At 67.5% G+C, this 23499-nt stretch carries 17 protein-coding genes; 11 read left to right on the top strand and 6 right to left on the bottom strand.

Features of this window, described 5'->3' with window-relative positions; all coding sequences use genetic code 11:
• Positions 1-27 precede the first annotated feature (27 nt).
• Positions 28-1287: a beta-ketoacyl-[acyl-carrier-protein] synthase family protein gene (locus ACSNOC_RS02700; RefSeq protein ID WP_436745580.1), complete on the top strand. Its 1260-nt coding sequence runs from the start codon at positions 28-30 to the stop codon at positions 1285-1287.
• On the top strand, positions 1287-2537 hold the full coding sequence (locus ACSNOC_RS02695; RefSeq protein ID WP_436745562.1) for a ketosynthase chain-length factor: 1251 nt from the start codon (positions 1287-1289) through the stop codon (positions 2535-2537). The genes ACSNOC_RS02700 and ACSNOC_RS02695 overlap by 1 nt, the downstream gene beginning before the upstream one ends.
• 226 nt (positions 2538-2763) lie before the next feature.
• Here the strand turns inward: ACSNOC_RS02695 and ACSNOC_RS02690 are convergent, their stop codons facing one another.
• Together ACSNOC_RS02690 and ACSNOC_RS02685 are read right to left on the bottom strand one after the other, a co-directional pair.
• Positions 2764-3060 carry a hypothetical protein gene (locus ACSNOC_RS02690; RefSeq protein ID WP_436745561.1) on the bottom strand — a complete coding sequence of 99 codons (297 nt, stop codon included), beginning with the start codon at positions 3058-3060 and terminating at the stop codon, positions 2764-2766.
• Positions 3061-3139: 79 nt separating this feature from the next.
• Entirely contained in the window at positions 3140-4147 is a 1008-nt protein-coding gene (locus ACSNOC_RS02685) for a ketoacyl-ACP synthase III family protein (RefSeq protein ID WP_436745560.1), read from the bottom strand.
• Positions 4148-4322: 175 nt separating this feature from the next.
• Between ACSNOC_RS02685 and ACSNOC_RS02680 the strand changes: the two genes are divergently transcribed.
• From ACSNOC_RS02680 to ACSNOC_RS02650, 7 genes are all read left to right on the top strand, one after another.
• Positions 4323-4586 carry a phosphopantetheine-binding protein gene (locus tag ACSNOC_RS02680; protein WP_436745559.1) on the top strand — a complete coding sequence of 88 codons (264 nt, stop codon included), beginning with the start codon at positions 4323-4325 and terminating at the stop codon, positions 4584-4586.
• Positions 4587-4653: 67 nt separating this feature from the next.
• Entirely contained in the window at positions 4654-5463 is an 810-nt protein-coding gene (locus tag ACSNOC_RS02675) for a methyltransferase domain-containing protein (protein WP_436745558.1), read from the top strand.
• A 596-nt stretch (positions 5464-6059) separates the two neighbouring features.
• The gene (locus ACSNOC_RS02670; protein ID WP_436745557.1) at positions 6060-6230 is read left to right on the top strand and encodes a hypothetical protein; all 171 of its coding nucleotides are present in this window, start codon (positions 6060-6062) and stop codon (positions 6228-6230) included.
• Positions 6231-6248: 18 nt separating this feature from the next.
• Entirely contained in the window at positions 6249-6575 is a 327-nt protein-coding gene (locus ACSNOC_RS02665; RefSeq protein ID WP_436745556.1) for a hypothetical protein, read from the top strand.
• Positions 6576-6715: 140 nt separating this feature from the next.
• On the top strand, positions 6716-6874 hold the full coding sequence (locus ACSNOC_RS02660; protein WP_436745555.1) for a hypothetical protein: 159 nt from the start codon (positions 6716-6718) through the stop codon (positions 6872-6874).
• Between the two features lie 470 nt (positions 6875-7344).
• Positions 7345-8070 (top strand): response regulator, encoded by a 726-nt coding sequence (locus tag ACSNOC_RS02655; RefSeq protein WP_436745554.1) that lies wholly within the window; start codon positions 7345-7347, stop codon positions 8068-8070.
• Positions 8071-8109: 39 nt separating this feature from the next.
• Positions 8110-8859, top strand: a complete 750-nt coding sequence (locus ACSNOC_RS02650) for an SDR family oxidoreductase (RefSeq protein WP_436745553.1) — start codon at positions 8110-8112, stop codon at positions 8857-8859.
• A gap of 68 nt (positions 8860-8927) precedes the next feature.
• Here the strand turns inward: ACSNOC_RS02650 and ACSNOC_RS02645 are convergent, their stop codons facing one another.
• Positions 8928-9722: an AfsR/SARP family transcriptional regulator gene (locus ACSNOC_RS02645; RefSeq protein WP_436745552.1), complete on the bottom strand. Its 795-nt coding sequence runs from the start codon at positions 9720-9722 to the stop codon at positions 8928-8930.
• 216 nt (positions 9723-9938) lie between these two features.
• Here ACSNOC_RS02645 and ACSNOC_RS02640 point away from each other — a divergent pair, with 216 nt between their 5' ends.
• Positions 9939-17942, top strand: coding sequence for a type I polyketide synthase (locus tag ACSNOC_RS02640; RefSeq protein ID WP_436745551.1), 8004 nt, complete (start codon positions 9939-9941; stop codon positions 17940-17942).
• A gap of 80 nt (positions 17943-18022) precedes the next feature.
• Positions 18023-19219 (top strand): enoyl-[acyl-carrier-protein] reductase FabV, encoded by a 1197-nt coding sequence (fabV, locus tag ACSNOC_RS02635; RefSeq protein ID WP_436745550.1) that lies wholly within the window; start codon positions 18023-18025, stop codon positions 19217-19219.
• A gap of 87 nt (positions 19220-19306) precedes the next feature.
• On the opposite strand, the gene ACSNOC_RS02630 is transcribed toward fabV, so the two are convergent.
• From ACSNOC_RS02630 to ACSNOC_RS02620, 3 genes are read right to left on the bottom strand one after another with little or no spacing between them, the layout of a single operon-like run.
• Positions 19307-21226, bottom strand: a complete 1920-nt coding sequence (locus ACSNOC_RS02630) for an ABC transporter ATP-binding protein (protein WP_436745549.1) — start codon at positions 21224-21226, stop codon at positions 19307-19309.
• A complete protein-coding gene (locus ACSNOC_RS02625; RefSeq protein ID WP_436745548.1) occupies positions 21223-23016 on the bottom strand; it encodes an ABC transporter ATP-binding protein in 1794 nt (597 codons plus the stop codon). Before ACSNOC_RS02625 ends, ACSNOC_RS02630 begins: the two co-directional genes overlap by 4 nt.
• The gene (locus ACSNOC_RS02620) at positions 23013-23477 is read right to left on the bottom strand and encodes a MarR family winged helix-turn-helix transcriptional regulator (protein WP_436745547.1); all 465 of its coding nucleotides are present in this window, start codon (positions 23475-23477) and stop codon (positions 23013-23015) included. Before ACSNOC_RS02620 ends, ACSNOC_RS02625 begins: the two co-directional genes overlap by 4 nt.
• Positions 23478-23499: the final 22 nt, after the last annotated feature.

Below are 23499 nucleotides of genomic sequence, written 5' to 3'. Positions count from 1 at the left end.
TTCATGGCGCCAACGGGTGAGAACACGATGAAACGCCGGGTGGTCATCACCGGCATCGGCGTGCGCGCCCCGGGCAGCAGGAACGCCAAGGAGTTCTGGGAGCTGATCTCGTCCGGCACCTCGGCCATCCGCACCATCACGCTGTTCGACCCATCGGGGTTCCGCTCCCGGATCGCGGGCGAGTGCGACTTCGACCCGGTGGCGGAGGGCCTCTCCGCGCAGGAGATCCGGCGGTTGGACCGGGGTGCGCAACTCGCCGTCGCGGCGACCAGAGAAGCGATCGCGGACGCCAACCTCGACGTGGACAAGATCGACCCACATCGCACCGGGACCAGCGTCGGCAGCGCCATCGGTGGCACGATGAGCGTGGCCCAGGAGTACGGGGTTCTTTCCGACAACGGCAGCAAGTGGCTCCTCGACCACGAGTACGCGGTGCCGCACATGTACAACTACCTCATCCCGACGTCCTTGGCTGCCGAGGTGGCCTGGGAGGTCGGTGCGGAAGGTCCCGTGGCACTGGTGTCCACAGGGTGCACCGCGGGCATCGAATCGGTGTCCCATGCGGCACAGCTCATTCGCGAAGGCTCCGCCGACGTCATGCTGGCTGGCGCCTCGGACGCGCCCATATCACCGATCTGCGTCGCGTCCTTCGACGCGGTCAAGGCGACGACGCCTCGCAACGACCAGCCGGCCGGCGCGTCCCGCCCGTTCGACCGCACCCGGAACGGGTTCGTGCTTGCCGAAGGCAGTGCGATGCTGGTGCTGGAGGAACTGAACCACGCCAGGAAGCGTGGCGCGTACGTCTATGCGGAGATCGGCGGGTGGGACGTGCGCGCGAACGCGTTCCACATGACCGGGCTCCGGGCCGAGGGTCCCGAATTGGCGAAGGCCATCGCGGTGGCGCTACGGATGGCCGAGCGCATACCCGAGCAGGTGGACTACGTGAACGCGCATGGCTCGGGCACTGACCAGAACGACCGGCACGAGACCGACGCGTTCAAGCGGAGTCTCGGCGAGCACGCGTACCGGACGCCGGTGAGTTCGATCAAGTCCATGATCGGCCACTCGTTGGGCTCGGTCGGCTCGGTTGAGATCGCTGCGTGCGCGCTGGCCATCGAATCGGGGGTGATTCCGCCGACGGCCAACCTGCATGAACCCGACCCAGAGCTGGACCTCGACTACGTGCCGCTGACAGCGCGGCCCGCGGATCTGCGCACGGTGCTCAAAGTCGGCAGCGGGTTCGGTGGTTTCCAGAGCGCCATAGTGCTGACCAAAGGGGAACACTGATGGGCACTGCAGTCGCAGGCCATGATCACCGTACGGCGTCGAAACTGCGCCGGGCGGTGATCACCGGCATCGGCGTGGTCGCGCCGAACGGGTTCGACGCCGACGAGTATTGGGACGCCGTCCTGCACGGGCGAGGTGGCATCGACCGGATCACCCGGTTCGATCCGGAACAGTACCCGGTCAAGCTGGCGGGTGAGGTGCCCGACTACGACGTCCGCAGGCACATCTCCGGCCGGCTCGTGCCGCAGACCGATCAGGCCACCCGGCTGGCGCTGATCGCGATGGACGCCGCGGTCAGCGACTCCGAACTCGAACTGGCCGCCATACCAAGCGACCAGGTTGGTGTCGTCACCGGCATGTCTGTCGGCGGGCTCGAGTACAGCCAGCGCGAGTTGGAGAAACTCTGGCGCTTCGGCAGCGATCATGTGAGTGCATACCTGTCGTTCTCCTGGTTCTACGCGGTCAACACGGGGCAGATCTCGATCCGGCACGGGGTGTGCGGTCCCGGCGGGGTCCTGACCGGACAGACGAGCGGGCTGGACGCGATCGCGCACGCCCGCAGGTTCGTGTCCGAGGGTCTGCCGGTGGTGATGTGCGGTGCTGTGGACAGCGCGATGTGCCCGCTCGGATGGGTGATCGAGTTGGCCGCCGGTCGGATGAGCACCGTGGCCGACCGGACGCGGGCTTACCTGCCGTTCGATACCGCCGCGTCCGGCTACCTGCTCGGTGAGGGCGGCGCGATGCTCACTGTCGAGGACGCCGAACACGCACGCGATCGAGGGGTTCGGCCGTACGCCGAGATCGCCGGGTACGCCACGACCTTCGACCCGCGGCCCGGTTCGACACGGGAGCCCGGGTTGCGCCGAGCGATTGAGTCCGCTCTTTCGGATGCCGGCGTGACGCCGGGCGAAGTGGACGTGGTGTTCGCGGACGCGGCCGGCATCGCCGAGCTCGACCGCGCCGAAGCCGCTGCCATCACCCACGTGTTCGGCCCGCGGGCAGTTCCGGTGACCGCGCCCAAAACGATGACCGGCCGGCTTTATGCCGGTGGCCCAGCGCTCGACGTGGCCACCGTGTCCTTGAGCATGCGGCACGGCGTCATCCCGCCCACCATCAACGTGACCGACCCGGTCCGGTCCGATCAGCTTGACCTGGTACGCGGTGAGCCGAGGGAAACAACCGTGTCCACCGCGTTGATGCTGGCTCGCGGTCAAGGCGTCAACTCCGCGATGGTGTTGACGGCGATCTAACGGGCGGCGATCCGCCGGGCTGCTCGTGCGGGGGTCGGCGCGTGCTCTGGAGCGCAAGACGACGGCGCTGTACGCCTTGCCCGCGAACGTGGGGTGTTCGGCGATATCGGCGACCCACGGCTGGTCGCGGTCATATCGGGTGAAGTCGCGGTTGACCAGGTCGGTGACCGACGATGTTTCCGGCCTGGACCGACGGGCGCGGCTCCCGGACAGGCGGCCCGCTGCATCAGCAGTTCCACCGCGCCGTGACGGCCGTGGACGCCTGACCCGAGGGCGAGTTCGGCGTGCATGCGACGGAAGCCGTGGGTGCCGGCGGGCGACCGCTCTCGCCAGACGTGATAGCCGGACTCCGTGACATGCAGCACCTGGCTGGCTCGACTTCCAGTTCAGCGATCCGGTTGCGGGCCGCGGCGAGTTCGGCCTGTCCGTGGGTGCGGACACCGGGCATCCGCCCGGTGTCGGTCAGGTGCAGGCGGCGCATGACATGGATGGTCTGCTCGCTGATGCCCAGGAACTCGGCCACCTCGGCGACCTTCCGGGCGACCCCTTCTCACCGCCAGGTGCCCGTACCGCGTGGGCGGTACGGGCACCTGGCGGTGCGCTCATGGCGTGCCGATGATCTCCAAGACGCCGACCGTCCAGGTGAATCCGGCGCCGACGCCGGCCAGTACGCACGTTTGACCGGGCTCCAGGGCGCCTTCGGAGACGAGGTGGGCCAGCCCGCCGAACTGGTCGCCTGCGCCGAGGTGCCCGACCTGCCTGCCCCACGACCAGGTGGATCGCTGTGGGTCGATGCCGAACGGGTCGAAGAACTGGGCTCGCATCCGGGTACGGCCCAGATTCGGCAACACGTACCAGTCGATGTCGCTGAGTTTCACGTCCGCTTGGGCGCAAGCCCGGTCGAACGCCTCCCGTTGCCCGGCTTCGATGCGGCGGAGCAAGGTCTCCAGGCCCAGGTCGCGCAGGAAGTCGGCGTTCAGGTTCAAGTCGATCGGCGATCCCTCGGCCAGCGGTGCTTCGCTGAACCTGTCACCCCGGCTACCGCGCTCCAATTCCGGGGCGGACACCGTGGCAAGACCGCGGACCCTGGCGAATCCGGTGCGGGTGGACAACACCACGGCGGTGGCGCCGTCGCCGAAGGGGGAACTGGGGTCGCTACGCCACCGATCGAAGCCGGGCAGGCAGAACCTGTCGGCCGTGGTGACCAACGCGGTCGGCCGGTCATGTGCGATCAAGTAGCCTGACGCGAGTTCCAAAGCCACCATGCCGCCGTTGGACATCTGGCGGACCTCGATGGCCGGACACGCGCCGGCGCCGGAGAACCGTTGGATGTACGACGCCGACGGCCAGATGTCGTGACCTTGGTGATACGCGCAGGCATGCAGCAGCAGGTGGAGGTCCTCCGGTTTGGTCTTGGCGCGTTCGAGCGCGGAGCATGCGGCCAGCACCGCCATTTCTGGCGCCGACTTCTCCGCCGAGACACAGACCGACTCGATCCCGGTGTTCCAGACTCGCGCCCGGTCTGCGAGGCCGGCTCGTTCCGCCTCGTCGAGTGTCATGCGCTCGGGCAGCCATGAACTCGCGCCGGCGACGTAGAGTTCGCGGTTCATCGGCTTCTCCCATGGGTTGACTCAGGGGCTCGCATCTGGCCAGCGTCGCCATGTCTGATGGAGGCCCGTTCGAGGCTTGGGCCAGGCATTGTCGCCGTCGATCGGGGCTCGAACGAATGTTTAGCGGCCCCGGCGATGTTGGGTTTCAGGACGAGCGGAAAGGGCGTGCCAACCAATGGCAACTTTTACTCTGGCGGACCTGGTGGATTATGTCCGGCGTGCGGCGGGCGAGGACGATGAGTTCGACCTCGACGGTGATATCGGCGAGACCACGTTCGTCAATCTCGGCTACGACTCGATCGCGATGGTGGAGGTAGTGGTCCTGGTCGAGCGGGAACTCGGGATCAAGCTGCCGGGGGAGGGAACGGGCAAGGACTCGACACCGAAGGAGTTCGTCGAATTGGTCAACGAGTTGTTGCCCGCGTCGATCCAACCGTAGGTCCGACCCAGGTTCGGTAGTCGAGTAATGCGGGAAATTCGGCGCGCGCGAACGACAGGAGACGCCCATGTACAACACAGGCCACAAGCAACGCTTCGACAATGAAGCGCCGGCGGCGGCCGAGCAACTGAGCCTGCTCGCCCAGATCCTCAACCGGGAGACGTTCAGCACCCTGGGCGAGCAGGTGGGTGTCGGTCACGGCTGGCGCTGCTGGGACGTGGGTACCGGGGACGGCTCGGTCGCTCGCTGGCTGGCCGCCCGGGGAGGAGTGACCGGGCAGGTGGTGGCCAGTGACCTCAAGCCGCATCACGTGCCCGACCACCCACGGATCGAGGCGATCCGCCATGACCTCACCAGTGACCCATGGCCGGAGCCGAAGTTCGACCTGATTCACGCCCGGTTGTTGTTGATGCACCTGGTCGACAGGGACGCCATCGCGGTGAAGCTGGCCGCACACCTGCGTCCGGGTGGCTCGCTGGTGATCGCAGACTGGTCCTGTGCCTGCACTTCCGAGAGCTTGATCAAGTCGCCGGTGGACGAGTACACGGCGCGCATCTTCGCGGAGTACCATCGCGGCGTACACAAGCTGGGCGAGCAGACGGGTATGGATCTGGCCTGGGCGTCGCGTATCCCGGACGTGCTGTCCGCCGCCGGCTATCGGGACATCACCATGCGGGACTATCAGGCACCGGGGCAGGGCGGAGCGCCAACCGCGACGCTCGCTCGGCTGCATACCTTCATGCTGGAGCCGTTCCTCTTGAATCAAACCAACCTGACCGAGACAGACCTCGCTGCCATCCGGGAGACGCTTCTCGATCCGGAATTCGAGATGGACACCAACCACCTGTACACGACCGTCGTTCGGATACCGAGGTGAGTTGACCGGAAAGCGGACTTCATGCCGCGCTGGTGACAAGCGGGACAGGCCGTGTTCACCGGGGATGCGCATGCCGTGGCCTGCGCCTTTGTGGGAGCGATAGGTCCTCGTCTGCGAACTCCCGGACTCGGCCGTCCGCTCCAGCAGGTCTTCGATCTCGCGGCATCAGGCCGACACTGGTGATTTTGGTCGGAACTTTACTTTCCTTTGGTGAGGGCCTGGAATTGGCATCGGGGTCGCCCGAATTACCCGAATAGGGTCGCCTGAGGAGCCAGGCGTGATGCGTGCTCGGATCTTGGACAGGGGGTCGGATGGACGTCGAAGGGCGCGACCGTCCATGATCACGTTGATTCCACTCGACATGATCATGAAGGCCGCGCCCGTATGTCATCCTGCCCGACACTGCCCGGCACAGGCCAACTCGTCGACCAACTTGGCTTCAGACTAATGAGTTGTACACCGGAACGCCTGCCGTCGCTGCTGGACGCGGTCCGCACCGTGCTCGACCCGCGCACCTCTCACCTGGCCACGCACGCCTGGCCGAGGCTGGTCGGCCTGGTCGTCCGGCGCCATGCTGTACCCGCACACTCGCCCGGGTGGGCCCCGACTCGCTCGACGCCGCCGCCGGCGCCCTCGTGCAGGCCCACACGGCCGACCCGCTCGCCGGCATCACCGGCACTGCGCCGGTGCTGAGCTGGTGGTGGACGGCAAGACGCCGCGGCGCCCGCGACAGTGAGGGCCCGCAGTTGCACCTGCTCGGCGTCTAGCAGGTCGACCCCGGGGTGATGCTCGCCCAGCGGAAGATGCGCCACGAGGCGCACGAGACTCTCCACTTCACCGCCGCCCTGGACCTGATCGCCGACATCACCGGCGCGATCACCGCGGACGCTCTGCACACCGTGGCCGACCACACCCCCTACCTGCACTCCCGCGGCGCCTTCGGCCTCTTCCCCGTCAAGCAGAACCGTGCCGCCCTGTTCACCCAACTGGACGCGCTCGACTGGGACGGGACCACAACCCGCAGGTCACCACAGTCCGCACCGAGGAGATCAACTCAGGCTGCCACGAGATCCGTATCGTGCGCGTCCAGCCCCTGGCCCCGGGGCAGGTGAGCTTCCCCCACGCCACCCCAGGCCCTGGCGGATGCCGAACTCGGCGTCACCACCGCCCCGTCGCCATCGCCGATCCGGCCGCCCTCGCCCGCTGCGTCCGTGGCCAATGGGCCATCGAGGCCCGGCATTTGGTTCGAGACATGACCTACGGCGAGGACGCCTGCCGGGCCTGCACCGGCAGCCTGCCCCGGGCCCTGGCCACCTTCCGCAGCCAAGCGATGAGCCTCACCACCTCGCCGGATGGACCAACGACGCCGCCGCCCGTGATCACTACCGCAACCACCCGGCCGACGCCCTGACTCGGTCTCACAGTATGAGCACACATCACACCTGCCTGATGAACCAGGGGATGGGGTGATTTGCGTGTTTGCTCGCGCCTCTGGGTTGCTGTATACTTAGCAAAGCAGTAGCTTGATCCATTTCGCGTACAGTGCAGAATCCTGGCGACAATACCGCAGGTGAGTGTTCAGCGGGGTTTCTTGGGGGTGGGGGCAAAGTGGAAGGTTCTGCAGTTCGGGAATTACCAGAAATACTTCGGCTGGCGGATATCGTCCGCAAGGACGGGTTCCGTGAGCGTCGCCGGAGCGTGCGCGACTTCCGGCACGACACCACCGGCGGTACTGCGGGAGGTTGCCCAGCCTCTGTGATAGCGAATGGCAACGAGTTCGCGTCTGGTCCGGCGCTGATCCGACTGCTCAACAGAGAGTCACCCGTGGACGGTTCTGCGAGTATTGCACCGTTGTAGGAATCGTCGTCCACCGTGGAACGGATGACGTCAAAGGGCCACAACGGTCAGCTGCGCATAGTACTGATCGACGACCACACGCTGTTGCGCGAAGTGATGCGCGAGGCGCTTGAAGTGGAACCGGACATGACTGTGGTCGGCGACGCCGCCAGCGGTGCATCCGGCATTGAGCCTTGCCAGTCCGAACAACCCGATGTCGTGCTGCTCGACTCGGATATTCGCGGCGAGTCGGTCACAGCGACAGTGCAAGCCATCCGCGTTGTATCGCCGCGGGCCAGAATCCTGATCGTCAGCATGGTCGAAGATCCGGTGCTGTTACGCCAATTGCTCGACTGCGGCGTCCGCGGCTACCTGATCAAGTCGGTGAGCAGGACCGACGTGGTGTCCAGCATCCGTGCGGTATGCGCCGACGACAGCCGCATCGTGCTGCACGTGTCCGCCGAGGCGTTGACCCGTATCACCTCGGCCGCGGACTCTCCGGACACGCTCACCAAACGCGAGCTGGAAATTCTGACGTTGGTGAGCATGGCGATGAGCAATCGGCAGATCTCCCGGCGACTGGCTATCGCCGAGGGCACGGTGAAACGCCATCTGGGCACCATCTTTAGCAAGCTGGGCGCCCGCACAAGGCTGGACGCGGTCAGCAAGGCCACCGCCAGCGGCCTCATTCGCCCCGTAGGTAAGACCTCCCTGGGTCCCTGCCGGCCAGCGAGCCTTCGGCCACATCGGACAGACCGTTCTGCCCGCTAGACACCGACACATGACGAAACCACAAAGGGACTCATAACCATGGCAAGCTTAGTAGGCAAGACGGCGCTCGTGACCGGCGGCCGGACCGGCATCGGCTTCGGCATCGCCAGTGTGCTGGTCGAGCGGGGCGCGAAGGTGGTGATCACCGCGCGCAGCGAGGACAAGCTGCGCGAGGCGGCCGCCGAACTCGGCGAAGATCGGGTCCTCGCCGTCGCCGGTGACGCCACTGACCCCGAGCATCAGCAGGCCGCGGTGGCGGCAGCGGTAGACCGGTTCGGGTCGCTCGATCTGCTGGTGAACAACGTCGGCGGTGCGGTGAGGGCGGGGCGCCGTTTGGTCGAGACCGACTTGGCGGCGTACCGGCGCACCATTGAGCTCAACCTGGTGTCCGCGCTGACCTGGGTCCAGGCGGCCTGGCGCGGCTGGCTTGGCGAGCATGGCGGCGCCATCGTCAACATCTCCTCGATCGGCAGTAAGCTCGCTGTTCCCGACGGCAGCGCTTATGGGACAGCCAAGGCTGCGCTCAACCATTTCACCCGGCAACTGGCTATGGAGCTCGCGCCCGCGGTCCGGGTGAACGGTGTTGCGTCCGGTACCGTGCTCACCGATTTCACCAAGGCGAACATCGAGGGCAGAGAAGACAAGGTGATCGGCTCCATTCCGCTGAAGCGGCTCGGTGAACCCGCTGATGTCGGTGCCGCCGTCGCGTTCCTGCTCTCGGATGAAGCGTCCTGGATCACCGGGCACACCCTCGTCGTGGACGGCGGCCGGCTACTTCACAGCCGATAGCGTCCGGGCGGCCGAACCCTACCTACGGATTCGGCCGCCTCGCCCCAACTGTTGGCTGCGAAACTGCTTCAGCTCCCTGTGCCCGGAGCGAGCCAATCCGACCAGCAATCGCGCCCGGCAAGGACCTCCTGGTGCAACTCTTGCAGCACTTCGGACGGTTCGAGCCCGAGTTCGGTCGACAGCGTCTTGCGCAGCTTCTGATAGGTGAGCAGCGATTCGTGCCGTCGGCCGATGCTGGCCAGCGCCTTGATGAGTTGCGCGTGGTACCACTCGTTGAACGGGTTGGTCAGCAGCATGGCCTTCAGCTCTCCGACGAGCTCCCGGTGTCTGCCGAGCATCGCGTCGGCCTGTATCCGCAGTTCCAAGGTGTGTGCACGCTGCTCCTGGAGATGGACGACGTGTGCTTCGATGGCCGGGCCGGCCGTCACATCGGCGAGCGCCGGTCCCGACCAGAGGGCGAGTGCCTGACGGAGCAGTCGCGCCGCCGCAGCCGGATCACCGGCGGCGAGCGCGGTGCGCCCCTGTCTGGCGAGCTGGTGAAACGCTTCCAGGTCGAGCTGGTTCGGGTTCACCCGGAGTATGTAGCCGGTGCCACAGGTAGCGATCATCTGCTCCACAGTGTCGGTGGGCACCCACGGTTCGAACTGACGCCGCAACTGGTAGATGTAGGTCTGCGCCGTGGGGACGGCGCTCTTCGGCGGGTTGTCCCCCCACAGTTCGTCGATGATCGCGTCGAGCGTCACGATGCTGTTGGTGCACAGGAGAAGCTGCCCCAGCACCCGCCGCACCATCGGCGCGGTCGGCGTGCAGTCACCGAAATCGTTGGTGACGCTGAGACGGCCGAGTACCTGGAATCGCAACACGAGTGAATCCCTCCCCCTCATGATCGTTGGACCGGGCCCTCGATCGAGACTCTGCCGGTCCCCTTGCCCGGCTTGCAATGCTGCGGGGCGAAGGTCCAACGCCGGTGATTATGTCGGCGCGCCGCAACTACAACCTTCGTCTCATAGCCCGTGGCCGAAGTTTGCGTCCGGCGGTGCCGGCCCGTTCCTTCTGAGAGCAGAGTGAGGACCCGCTCCATGTCGAAGAACTCCGTGATATCGAGTGATGACGGCGACGTCGCGGTGGTCAGTCTGTCGTGCCGCCTTCCGAGCGCGAACTCGCCCGAGGAGTACTGGGACCTGCTCTCGGCCGGTCAGGAGGCCGTCGGCGCGGTCCCTGCCGACCGTGCCGCGAGCGTCGGCCCGCACGTTGGCCGGGCCGGGCTGATCGACGGGGTCGCGGACTTCGACGCGGGCTTCTTCGGGGTGTCGCCACGCGAGGCCGCGGCGATGGATCCGCGACAGCGACTGGTGCTGGAACTGGCGTGGGAAGCCCTCGAACGCGCGGGGATCGAGCCGTCAGCGGTACGTGGCGAGAGGGTCGGAGTCTTCGTCGGCGCGATGGGGGACGACTACGCCACGCTGGTACACGACCAAGGTGAGGGAGCGGTCGACAGTTTCACCCTGTCCGCGCTCCAGCGCGGCATCCTCGCGAATCGGATCTCGTTTTTTCTGGGGCTGACCGGCCCGAGTGTGGTGGTGGACTCGGCGCAGTCCTCCGCTCTGGTCGCGTTGTACCAGGCGTACGAGAGCGTACGTCGCGGTGAGTCGGCGTGGGCGTTGGCGGGTGGGGTGAACCTGATCCTTTCGCCGGAGTCAACGGCGACCGCGAACGAGTTCGGTGCCTTGTCGCCGGACGGCCGGTGCTACACGTTCGACGCACGCGCCAACGGGTACGTGCGCGGCGAGGGCGCCGGCATGGCGGTCCTCATGCGGCTGGCGGACGCCAGAGCCCATGGCCACGACGTGGTGTGTGTGATCCGCGGCGGCGCCGTGAACAACGACGGCGGAGGCGAGCAGCTGACCCGGCCGAGCCAGTCGGGGCAGGAGCAGGTACTGCGGCTGGCCCTGTCCGACGCCGGGTTGGATTCCGGCGAGGTGAGCTATGTGGAGCTGCACGGCACCGGCACACCGGTGGGAGACCGGGTGGAGTCGGCGGCACTGGGCGCGGTCTTCGCCGACCGGGACCGGCCGCTCCTGGTGGGGTCGGTGAAGACCAACCTGGGGCATTTGGAGGGGGCGGCGGGGGTCGCCGGTTTCATCAAGGCGGCGCTGGCGGTCCATCGTGGTCAGGTGCCCGCGAGTGTGAACTTCGCCGCTCCGCCGGAGGACATTCCCCTGACCGAGCTGGGCATCGAGGTCGTCACCGAGCTGCGCGAGTGGCCGGGCGACGGGCCGCGGGTGGCCGGCGTGTCGTCGTTCGGGATGGGCGGGACGAACTGCCACCTGGTGCTTGCGCAGGCCCCGGATCCGCGGCCGGTCGAGGAAAGCCGTCCCGAGCACACGGGCATGATCCCCTGGCAGGTGTCCGGCGGCACCGCGGCGGCACTGCGTGCCCAGGCCGACCGGCTGGCCGGTCATGTCGCCGCAGGGGACCACCCGGGTGCGCTCGACATCGGATTCTCGCTGGCAACCACCCGCACCACGTTCGCGCACCGCGCCGTCGTGATCGGCGCCGATACGGCCGAGTTGCTCGATGGCCTGACTGCGCTCGCGGCGAACCGGCCCGCGTCGAACGTCGTCTCCGGTGTGGCCACCGAGGGCGGTACGGCGTTCATGTTCACCGGGCAGGGCGCGCAGCGAACGGGAATGGGCCGGGAGCTGTACGCCGAGTTCCCGGTGTTCGCCAAGGCCTTCGATGCGGTGCTCGCGGAACTGGATCCGTTGCTGGGCGGCGGGTTGCGGGAGATCACGTGGGCCGATCCGGACCGGCTCGGCCAGACCCGGTACACGCAGGCGTCGTTGTTCGCACTGGAGACGGCGTTGTTCAGGCTGGTGGAGTCGTTGGGAGCGCGTCCGGACTACCTGATCGGTCATTCGATCGGTGAGGTCACCGCGGCGCATGTCGCAGGGGTCTTGTCTCTGCCGGACGCCTGCACGCTCGTCGCGGCCCGCGGGCGGCTGATGCAGGCGGCGCCATCCGGTGGGGCGATGGTAGCGATCAACGCGGACGAGGGCGACGTGCGGGCGCTGCTACCCGATTCCGGGGTGAGCATCGCGGCCGTCAACGGCCCCCGTTCGATCGTGATCTCCGGCGAGGCCGACGAGGTGCTCGCGCTGGCGGAATCCTTCCGCGCCAGGGGCGTGAAGACCAAGCGCCTGAACGTCAGCCATGCCTTCCATTCCCACCAACTCGCCCCAATCCTCGACGAGTTCGCGGACGCCATCGGCGGTCTGGCCTTTCACACCCCTCGGATTCCGATCGTCTCGAACCTCACCGGGCAGCTTGCCGACCCGGGCGAGCTGACCGACCCTGGCTATTGGAGAGCCCACATCCGCGGTGCCGTCCGCTTCGCCGACGGCATCCGCACCCTGCGCGACGCGGGCGTTTCCCGATACCTCGAACTCGGTCCCGACCCCGTACTCGCCGGCATGGCCCGGGAAACCCTCGCCGAGCACACCTCGGCGGCGGTGTCCACGCTGCGGACCGGGCAGGCCGAGATCCGTACGCTGCTGAGGGCGCTCGGAATCATGCACGTCACGGGGGCGGTCGTGGACTGGACGCCGTTGCTGAACGGCGGCCGAAGGGCCGCGTTGCCGACGTATGCCTTTCAGCGCCGCCGGCACTGGATCGGTGAAGCGCCCGAAGCCGGACGCACTGCGGAGTCGGCACACGCCCGCGATCGCGATGGCGTGCTCGACTTGGTGCGCAGGCATCTCACAGTTGTCCTGGGGTACGACGCGGTCGACATCACGACGTCGTTCAAGGACCTCGGGCTGACCTCATTGACCGCGGTCGAGCTGACCGACGGGCTTTCCCGTGAACTGGGGCTGGTCCTGTCCGGATCGCTGGTGTTCGACCATCCCACCCCTGACCGGTTCGCGGCGTATCTGCATGCGGAGCTCACCGGACATGTCGATGCGGGTGACGCGGTGAGCATCCGGGCACCTGGCGACAGCGTCGCCGACGATCCGATTGCCATCGTCGGGATGGGCTGCCGGTTTCCCGGTGGCGCATCGTCGCCGGACGATTTGTGGGAGCTTGTGCGGTCGGGTCGGGACGCTGTTTCCGGGCTGCCGCGCGATCGCGGCTGGGATCTGGACAACCTGTTCGACCCGGACCCGTCGACCTCTGGGCGGACCTACGTTCGGCATGGCGGTTTCCTCGACGACATCGCCGGTTTCGACGCTGGGTTTTTCGGGATTTCGCCGCGGGAGGCGCTGGCGATGGATCCGCAGCAGCGGTTGTTGCTGGAGACGGTGTGGGAGACGTTGGAGGACGCGGGGATCGAGCCGGGTTCGCTGCGCGGTAGTAAGGCAGGCGTGTTCATTGGGGCCATGGCGGGTGACTACGGCCCGCGGCTGGACAGTCCGCACGGCGGGGTCGACGGATACGTGCTCACCGGTTCCAGCGGGAGTGTCCTTTCCGGTCGGGTGGCGTATTTCCTTGGTCTGGAGGGGCCGGCGGTGACGGTGGACACGGCGTGTTCGTCGTCGTTGGTCGCGTTGCATCAGGCCGCTCATGCGGTGCGCAGTGGTGAGTGTGGTCTGGCGCTGGTGGGTGGCGTGACGGTGATGTCCTCGCCGGGGATATTGGTGGAATTCTCCCGGCAGCGCGGATTGTCTGTTGACGGGCGGTGCAAGGCGTTCGGCGCGTCGGCGGATGGCACCGGCTGGGGTGAGGGAGCGGGGCTGGTGGTGCTGGAGCGCCTGTCCGAGGCCCGTGCGCGTGGGCATCGGGTGCTGGCGTTGGTGCGGGGCTCGGCGGTGAATCAGGATGGTGCGTCGAATGGGCTGACCGCCCCGAACGGTCCGTCGCAGCAGCGGGTGATTCGTGAGGCGCTGTCCAACGCTGGGCTCACTGGTGCGGATGTTGATGTGGTCGAGGGGCATGGTACGGGTACCAGGCTCGGGGATCCGATCGAGGCTCAGGCGTTGCTGGCCACGTACGGGAGGGAGCATTCGCGGGAGCGGCCGTTGTGGCTGGGGTCGGTGAAGTCGAATATCGGTCACACCATGGCGGCGGCCGGGGTCGGTGGTGTCATCAAGATGGTGGAGGCGCTGCAACGCGGTGTGCTGCCGCCGACTCTGCATGTTGATGAGCCGACACCGCACGTGGACTGGAGTGGTGGTGGGGTCCGGCTGCTCACCGAGGTGCGTGAGTGGCCTTCTACGGGGCGGCCGCGTCGGGCGGGGGTGTCGTCGTTCGGGATCAGCGGCACCAACGCTCATGTGATCCTGGAGCAGGCACCACAGACGGAGCAGGCCGAAACGTCGCAGTCGTCCTCACCGGTGTCTTCTGCGGACGCTCCGGTGGGGTGGGTGTTGTCGGCGCGGAGCGAGGAGGCGTTGCGGGCGTATGCGCAGCGGATCGCCGCGGCTGCTGATTCTGATCTGTCGGTGGTGGATGTTGCGGCGACGTTGGCGGCGCGTACGGCGTTCGAGCATCGCGCGGTCGTGGTCGGTGCCACCCGCGAGCAGTTGCGTGCCGGGCTGACCTCCCTCGCCCAGGGCCATGCTTCGGATGATGTGGTGACCGGTGTTGCCGGGACCGGCAAGGCGGTGCTGGTGTTTCCGGGGCAGGGATCGCAGTGGGATGCGATGGCTCGTGACCTGTATGCGACGACCCCGGTATTCCGGGAGCGTCTGGATGAATGCGCACGCGCCATCTCCGCCCATGTCGACTGGGACCTGCATCAGGTTCTGCTGACCGATGAGGGTGCGGGTTTGCTGGTGCGGGTGGATGTGGTGCAGCCGGCGTTGTTCGCGGTGATGGTGTCGCTGGCCGCGTTGTGGGAGTCGCACGGTCTTCGTCCGGCCGCGGTGGTCGGGCACTCGCAGGGAGAGATCGCCGCGGCGTGTGTCGCCGGGGCATTGTCACTGGAGGATGCCGCCCGGGTCGTGACATTACGGAGTCGGGCCCTTCGCGTCCTGGCCGGACAGGGCGGCATGGTCTCCGTCGCGCTGCCGGCCGACCAGATACGACCCCGGCTGGAACAGTGGGACGGCGATATCGATATCGCCGCGATCAACGGGCCCGCGTCCACCGTGGTCTCTGGCAGTGCCCAGGCTCTCGACGGACTTCAGGCCGTTTTCGACACCGAGGGCATCCGCACCCGGCGGATCCCCGTTGATTACGCATCGCACTCCCCGCACATCGAGCAGATTCGCGACCGGATTCTGGATCTGCTTGCACCGATCCGTCCTCAATCCAGTCGCATTCCTTTCTATTCGACCGTTACCGCGGAACGCATCGACACCACCGAACTGGATGCCGGTTATTGGTTCCGCAACCTTCGCAGCCCCGTCGAGTTCGAGGCCACCACCCGGCTGCTGCTGGAAGACGGCTACAACACCTTCATCGAATCCAGCCCCCATCCCGTCCTGGTCACCGGCATACAGGAAACGATCGACGACACCGACACCGACACCTCCGCCAGGACCTTCGGGACGTTGCGCCGCGACAGCGGTGACCTGATCAGCTTCCTGCATGCCACCGCGCACGCCTTCACAGCCGGTGCCGCCGCCGCGCACCATCACGACGGCCATCACGTCAAGCTGCCCGGCTATCCCTTCCAGCGAGACCGCTACTGGCTCAAACCCGGCACCAGTCACAACGTGAGCAACGCGGGGCTGACCACCGCCGACCATCCGCTGCTCGGCGCCGTCACCGAGGGTGCGACCAGCACGGTTCTCACCGGCCGGATCTCCCCCGACACCCACCCCTGGCTCGCCGACCACAAAGTGGCCGGGACCACCGTGCTGCCCGGCGCCGCCTTCATCGAACTTGCCCTCTACGCGGCCGACCAGGTCGGCTACGGAACCATCCGCGAGCTGACCGTGCAAACACCGCTCCTGATCCCCGAACACGGTGCCTTGCGGCTGAGGGTGGAGGTCGGTGAGCCCACCGATGCTGACGGCGCGCGGCCGATCCGCGTCGACGCACGCCCTGACACCGGGACCGGCACGTCCTGGACGTGTCACGCCACCGGCATCCTCGACACCGGCACACCATCCGCCGACTGGGACCTGACCACCTGGCCTCCCCCCGGCGCGGAACCCCTGGACATCTCCTACGACACCCTCGACACCCACGGATACCACTACGGCCCCACATTCCAAGGGCTGCAGAAAATGTGGCACCACAACGACCACATCTACGCCGAAATCACACTCCCCACCGACCCCGACACCTTCCACCTCCACCCCGCACTGCTCGACGCCACACTCCACGCCGCTTGCGGCGACGGCCCCGGGCTGGCGACGACCTGGCGCGGCGTCGCCGTGCACGGTATCGGCGCGGCCGTCCTGCGGGGGCGGGTCAGCCCGAACCGCGCCGGGTCGGTGTCGATCTTGCTGGCGGACGGTGTGGGCGACCCGGTCGCCGAGGTCGGTGGAGTCAGCATTACCCCGATCACCTCGGGGCAGTTGCAGGCTGCGAAAGCTGCGCAACTTCACGCGCTGTATCGAGTGGCGTGGGTCGACCACCACGACGCGAAGTCCTTGCCACGCAAGGCGAACTGGGCAGTTGTAGGCGCGGACACGCTACTCGCCGGGGCGGGGTTGACGGCCGCGGGTGTGCACACCCAGGCGTACCCGGAACTCGGCGCCTTGGCCGAAGCCGGCGAGGCGGTGCCGGACTATCTGGTTTTCACCGTGGCTGAGGGCGGGGAGGTTGCCGCCACCGCGCGGGAGACGTGGCACCAGGTGCAGGCCCTCCTGGCGACCGAGGCGCTCGCCTCCGTGACCGCGGTGTTCCTGACCTCATCGGCGGTCTCGGCGTTCAGTGATGCCGCCATCGAACTCGCAGGCGCCGCAGTCTCCGGCCTGCTCCGGTCCGCACAGGCGGAGAACCCCGGCAGGTTCGTGCTCGTCGACGTGGACGCAGACCAGGAGTCGTGGCGGGTACTGCCGAGGGCCGTGACGCTCGGCGAGCCGCACCTGGCTCTGCGCAGGGGAAAGATCAGGGTGCCGCGGCTCGCACCGGTCAAGCCGGCCAGTGCCCCGGAGCAGCACGACAATTCCGCCGGCACGGTACTGATTACGGGCGGAACCACGGCGATCGGTGAACGACTGGCGCGGCACCTGGCCTCCGGACCTGGCGCGCACCATGTCGTGCTCACCGGCGCCGAGGTTCCCTCACTGGACGCCACCGTCACCACCACGGTATGCGACCCGGCAGACCCCGCGGCGCTGCGCGAGCTGATCGACGGTCTCTCCGCGGAGCATCCGCTGAGCATGATCGTCCACATACCGGAGGCGCTGCCGAACGACCAGACGGCCTCGCTGACACCGGATTCGCTCGCCGAGGCGGTGCGCGCGAGGGTCACGGCCGCGGAGATTCTCGAACGGGAGGCCGGGGCCACCACCCTCGTCCTGTGCTCGTCGTTCGCGGGAACCGTGGGCGGCGACGGAACCGCCGTCGATGCCGCGTCGGCGGCCGCACTGGATGCGCTCGCCCGACGACGCCGGGCAAACGGCGCTCCGACCGTGTCGCTGGCCTGGGGGCCCTGGGCTCTGGGCGACGAACCGTCCGGCACCCGGATCGCGGGAGTCGGCGTTCTGGGGACGTCAGAGGCCGTCGCGCTGTTCGATGCCGCCTGTCTCGCAACCGAACCCGTGCTGATCCCGGCCAGACTGGATCTGCCCGAGCTGGCCAGGCAGGCCAGAACCGGTAAGGCGCTACCGCCGGTGTTCCGATCACTGGTCAGGACCACCGGCAAACGCGCCGTGAGCCGAGGTGCTGTCTCGACGACATCGCTACGTCAGCGGTTTGCGGCGATGGTGGAAGCCGACCAGGACGAAATGCTGTCCGATCTGGTCCGCACACATATTTCGGCGGTACTCGGGCTCGAGTCGGCGGAGGTCGTGCAGCCGAGCCAGGTCTTCAGCGAGCTCGGGTTCGACTCGCTTTCCATGCTGACCCTGCGAAACCGCCTGAATTCGGCGACTGGTCTGCACCTGGATTCTTCGTCGGTGTCTCACCACTCGACACCGAGCGACCTGGCCCGGCACCTCAAACAGACACTGCTCGAAACCTGATGCGGCAGGAGCCTCGACACCCGAGGAGATGCGAATGAGACGCCTGACAGGTCGTGGTGGACGTCTGATCGGAGGTGCCGGTGTCCGAACGAGTTGTTAGCCCGACGGGACATGGTTATCTGCTGCTCGAATCGCATCCGGCCGGATGCTTTCGCAGCGTTGCGCTGATGCGGGCCGAAGTGTGGGCGTCCGAGAAGCGTCCGCAGCGGCGGCCGACGGCGCTGGTGATCGGCTCGAGCGGCGGCTACGGCCTGGCGATCACGATCGCCGGGCTGGTGCGGTACGGCATCGACGGCGTGGGCATCAGCTTCGAGAGGTCGGCCGGGCACCGCAGTGCGACGGCCGGGTGGTACCGCACCATCGCCACCGAGGCGATCGCCCGCGAGTGCGGATCGGACTTCTCGTTCCGCAACGCCGACGCGTTCGCGGACACCACCAAGACCGAGACAATGGACCTGCTGGCCAAACGGTTCGGCGGCGTGGACTACCTGATCTACAGCGTGGCCGCGCCCCGGCGCACCGATCCCCGGAGCGGCATCACCCACCGGTCGGTGATCAAGCCGCTCGGCGCGCCGTACACCACCTGGAACCTGGAGTTCGCCGACGATGGCGCCGCGTCGCTGCGCGAGGCCGTCCTGGCTCCGGCAACCAGGGCCGAGACTGCCGCGACAGTGCGCGTCATGGGCGGCGAGGACTGGTCCCGCTGGATCACCGCGCTGGCCAATCGCGGCTTGCTGCGCGACGGTTTCCGCACGGTCGCCCTCACCTACATCGGCTCGCCGTTGACTTCGGCGATCTATCGCAAGGGCACGATCGGTGCGGCCAAGATGCACCTGGAGGCCACCGCGAACGCCCTGAGCAAGCAGTTGGCCGCGGTGGGCGGCCGCGCTTACGCCTCGGTGAACGGGGCTGCGGTCAGCCAGGCGTTGACCGGCACCCCCGGCATCCCGCTCTATGCCAGCCTGCTCCGCGGCGTCCTGGGCGACCGCTTCCCGTCCCCCGTCGAGCAGTCGGTCCAGCTGTGGGATCAGCTCACCGCGGACCGGCCCGACCTGGACGAGTCCGGCCGCATCCGCCTCGACCGTTGGGAGCTGTCCCAGCCGGTCCAGGCCGCCGTGACCGAACGCTGGCGGTCGATTACCCCCGAGACGCTCACCGAGCTGGCCGACCTCCCGTGGTTCCGCGGCCAGTTCCGTGCCCTGTACGGCTTCGACGTTCCCGGCGTCGGGTACGACATCCCGGTCGAGACCGATCTGCCCTGGCCGAACCCGAGTTGATCCCCTCGGACATTCCTGACCGCAGGGTACCGGCCAAGAGGCTCGCGAGCCCCGCTCCACGTCCGGGAGCGGGGCTCGCGAGGTTCGTCAGTGGACCCCGGCGGCTTGGCTGGTCCAGGTGGCGTACATCTGGCTGTACTTGCCGTCGGCGGCGACGAGCTGGTCGTGGGATCCGACCTCGACGATCCGGCCCTCGTCGACGACGACGATGCGGTCAGCCTTCATGGCGGTGGAGAGCCGGTGCGCGATCAGGATCGCGGTGCGGCTCTCCAGCAGCACGTCCAGGGCATCCTCGATCTTGGCCTCCGACTGGAGGTCCAGATTGGACGTGGCCTCGTCGAGGACCAGTACCCGGGGCTGGGCCAGGAAAGCCCTGGCCAGGGCGACGAGCTGCCGTTCGCCGGAGGACAGGGACTGGCCTCGTTCCTGGACGACGGTGTCGAGACCGTCGGGCAGCCGCTCGACCACGTCCACCAGACCGACCGCCCGCAGCGCCTCCCAGACCTGGTCGTCGGAGACGTCCGGGGCGGCGAAGCGGATGTTGTCCCGAAGCGGCCCGGCAAACAGGAAGGGCTCCTGCGGCACGACGCCGATCTGCCTGCGAAGGGACTCGATCCGCACGTCCCGCAGGTCGCGCCCGTCGATGAGGATCCGTCCGGAGACCGGGTCGTAGAACCGGGTGACCAGCTTGGCGAGGGTGGACTTGCCGGCACCGGTCGGACCGACGAACGCCACCGTCTCGCCTGCCTGAATGTTCAGCGTCACCTCGGAGATCACCGGCCGGTCGGGAAGATAGCCGAACGTCACGTCGTCGAAGGTGATTTCACCCTCGACCCGAGGCAGGTCGACGGCTCCGGGGGCTTCCTCGACCTCTGGCCGGGTACCCAGCAGCTCCTTCAGCTTCACGACCGACGACTGCCCCTGCTGGTACGTGTTGTACAGCTGCACAAGCTGCTGGATGGGCTGGAAGAAGGCGCCCAGGTAGAGCAGGAACGCCACCAGCTCGCCGATCGTCAGGTCCTCGTCGACGACCATACCGGCGCCGATGGCCAGCAGCGCGACCTGCCCGGCGACGCCGACGACCTGGGTGCTGGGCGTGTAGATCGAGTTGATCCGTCCGGTCTGCACGTTGGCGTCGTAGTACCTCCCGGTGACCTGCCGGTGGTGTTCGGTGTTGCGCCGCTGCCGGTTGTGCGCGGTGACGATGCGAACACCCTGCAGGCTCTCGGAGAGGTCGGCGACCACGTCGGCGATGGTGTCCCGGACCCGCAGGTAACCCTTGCCGGATGCCCGGCGGAACCACAGGGACAGCGCGGTCAGGAGGGGCACCACCAGCACGATGGTGATGAACGCCAGATGCACGTTGTAGGTGAACAGAATCACCGTGACCGTGACCATGGTCAGGCCCTGGATGGCGAACTGCACCAGGCCCTCCTGCAGCAGTGCCTGAAGGTTCTCGATGTCACTGGTCATCCGGGTCATGATCACGCCGGCCTTCTCGCGGGTGTAGAAGTTCAGCGACAGCCGCTGCAATTGGGTGAAGACCCGGATCCGCAGGTCGTTCATCACCGAAGCGGCGATCCGCCCGGTCGTCCTGACCCGCGCGGCCTGTGTGAGACCCGTGACCACCAGACTGATCAGGTACAGGCCCGCGACCAGCTCCAACGCGCCGTAGTCTTTCCCCATGATGCCGTCGTCGATGCCGATCTGGGTCAGCTTCGGACCGGCCTGCAACATCAACGCCTCGACGCCCACGAGCACGCTGGTCACCAGCACCATCGGCCAGTACGGGCGGACCAGCCGCCGCAGATTCAGCTTGGCGCCGTCGGGATCGGGCCGGGAGTGCTCGAAGACGATCTCGGACTCGGCATGTTCCGGCTCGGCCTCGAGCAACTTGTCGACGCTCGCCCGCATCTCCGGCGGAACGCCGGCGAACGGGTGAGCCGACGCGGTTGCCCGGCCGCCGCCATTGAACGCCGCGCCGCCACCACCTCCGGGAACCGTCATCGCGCCACACCTCCCAGTTCCTTGCTGTGCTCGTCCGCTTGGGCGAGCACTTCCGCGTACAGCGGCGTGCTTGCCAACAGTTCCGTGTGTGTACCGTCGGCGACGATCCGCCCACCGTCCAGCAGCACCACGCGGTCGGCCAGGCTGATCGTGGACGGACGGTGCGCGATGACCAACGTCGTCCGGCCGGCGAACAGGGTCCGCAGACCCGCGTGGATCTCCTGCTCCACCTGGACGTCGATGGCGCTGGTGGCGTCGTCGAGGACCAGCACGGCCGGATTGGCCAACAGCGTCCGGGCGATCGCGATGCGCTGCCGCTGCCCGCCGGACAGTGTGTAACCTCGTTCGCCGATGACGGTGTCGTAACCGTCGGACAACTCGGTGATGAACTCGTGCGCCCCGGCCAGCCGGGCCACGCGCTCGATGTCGGTGATGTCCGCGTCCGGCCGCCCGTAGGCGATGTTGCCGCGGACCGACGTCGAGAACAGGAACGGCTCGTCCAGCACGATGCCGACGGTGTCGCGCAGGCTGCGCAGGGTCAGATCCCGCACGTCGTGCCCGTCCACGGTGACGGAACCGTCGCGCACGTCGTAGAACCGCGACAGAAGTCTGGCCACGGTGGACTTCCCGCTACCGGTCCGGCCGACCAGCGCCACCGTCTCGCCGCTGCGCAACCTCAGCGAGAACCCGCGCAGCACGTCAGGGCCGTCGCCGTAGCCGAAGGTGACGTCATCGAACTGGACGTCACCGCGTGCCCCGGTGATCTCCCGTGCCCGCGGGGCGTCAACGATCTCCGGCTTCTCGTCCAGAATCGCGTACAGTCGTTTGGCCGCGGCCGACGACCGCTGTCCCAACGTGATCAGGTTGCCGATCACCTCGAACGGCACCTGGAGCATCAGCAGATACGCGTTGAAGGCCAGGATCGCGCCGACGCCCATACTCCCCTGAATGACGAGGTGTCCGCCGTACAGCAGCACGATCGCCATGCCGACGCGGGGCAGGTTCTGTACCGCGGGCGTGAACCGTGCGCGCAGATCCGCGTCCTTCACATTGGCCCAGCGGACGTTCGCCGCGGCCTTCTGAAGCTGGGACAGCTGGCTCCGTTCGGCCGCGAACGACTTGACCACGCGCACACCGTTGACGTTCTCGTCCACCACGGTCGCGACTTCGGCCAGTCGGGCCTGGATCAGCCACGACACCGGAAACAAGGAGCGCTGCATGCGCCGGCTGGTCACGTACAACAGCGGCATCGGCAGCATGGCCAGGATGGCCAGCGGCACGTTGATCGCCAGCATGTACGCGAACGCCACCACCGAGATGCTGCACTGCACCAGCAGGTACGGCGCGAACGCCAGATACATCTGCACCGCGCGGATGTCGGAGTTGGCGCGGGAGAGCAGCTGTCCTGTCTGCACCCGGTCGTAGAACCCGAACGACATGGTGGTCAGGTGCTCGTACGTGATGTTGCGCAGGTCGTACTCGATCTTGGCCGCGGTGCGGAACAGTAACTGCCGGGACAGGAAGCCGACGACCAGCATGACCACCGTCAGCTCGGCCAGCCACCACAGGTAGTGCGACAGCGGCACCCTGTCCGACACGATCGAGTTGTCCACCGCGTCCTGGATCAGTGTCGGTACCTGGACGGCCACCAGCAGGCTGATCCCGGACGACACCAGGGCCGTGCCGAACATCCACCGATGCGCCCGGACCAGCGGCCACGCTCTCCGCAGCCAGGAACGGCTCGCATCGGGGTCGATGGCCGCGCTCGGCGGCGGATACGTCTCGCTCACCTGGTTTTCCCCCTTTCTGCGCCCTCGTGGGCGATCCACTCGCCGTGCTTTTCGCTCTTCATCGCCTCGTGCCACAGCGACAGCGCGCTCATCGCCCGCTCGGCCTGCTCCTCGTCGAGGAACGAGGCCACCTCGGCGAGCTTCCGGCTGATCTCCTGGTTGGCCGTGGTCAGCAGATGCCGGCCGGAGCTGGTGACCACGAGCGCGGTCTTGCGCCGGTCGTCCGGATCCGGCTCACGTCGCACGTACTTGCCGGCCACCAGGCCGTCCACGACCGCGGTGACGGTCGCCGGCGTCACGGACAACGTCCACGCCACTCGCGATGCCGTCGGCGGATCAGCCGACGTCAGCACGGACAGCATCCGGTACTGAGACAGCGTCAACTCCACGCGCAGCAAGGCCTGTTCGACGATCTTCGCCAGGGCGGCCACGACAACGCCTGGCTCGACTGTTTCGGGCATCACAAATTTAGGCTATCAAACA

The sequence above is a fragment of the Streptomyces sp. URMC 129 genome, from assembly GCF_051386415.1.
Lineage (GTDB): Bacteria > Actinomycetota > Actinomycetes > Streptomycetales > Streptomycetaceae > Streptomyces.
This window is presented reverse-complemented; position numbering and strand designations above follow the sequence as displayed.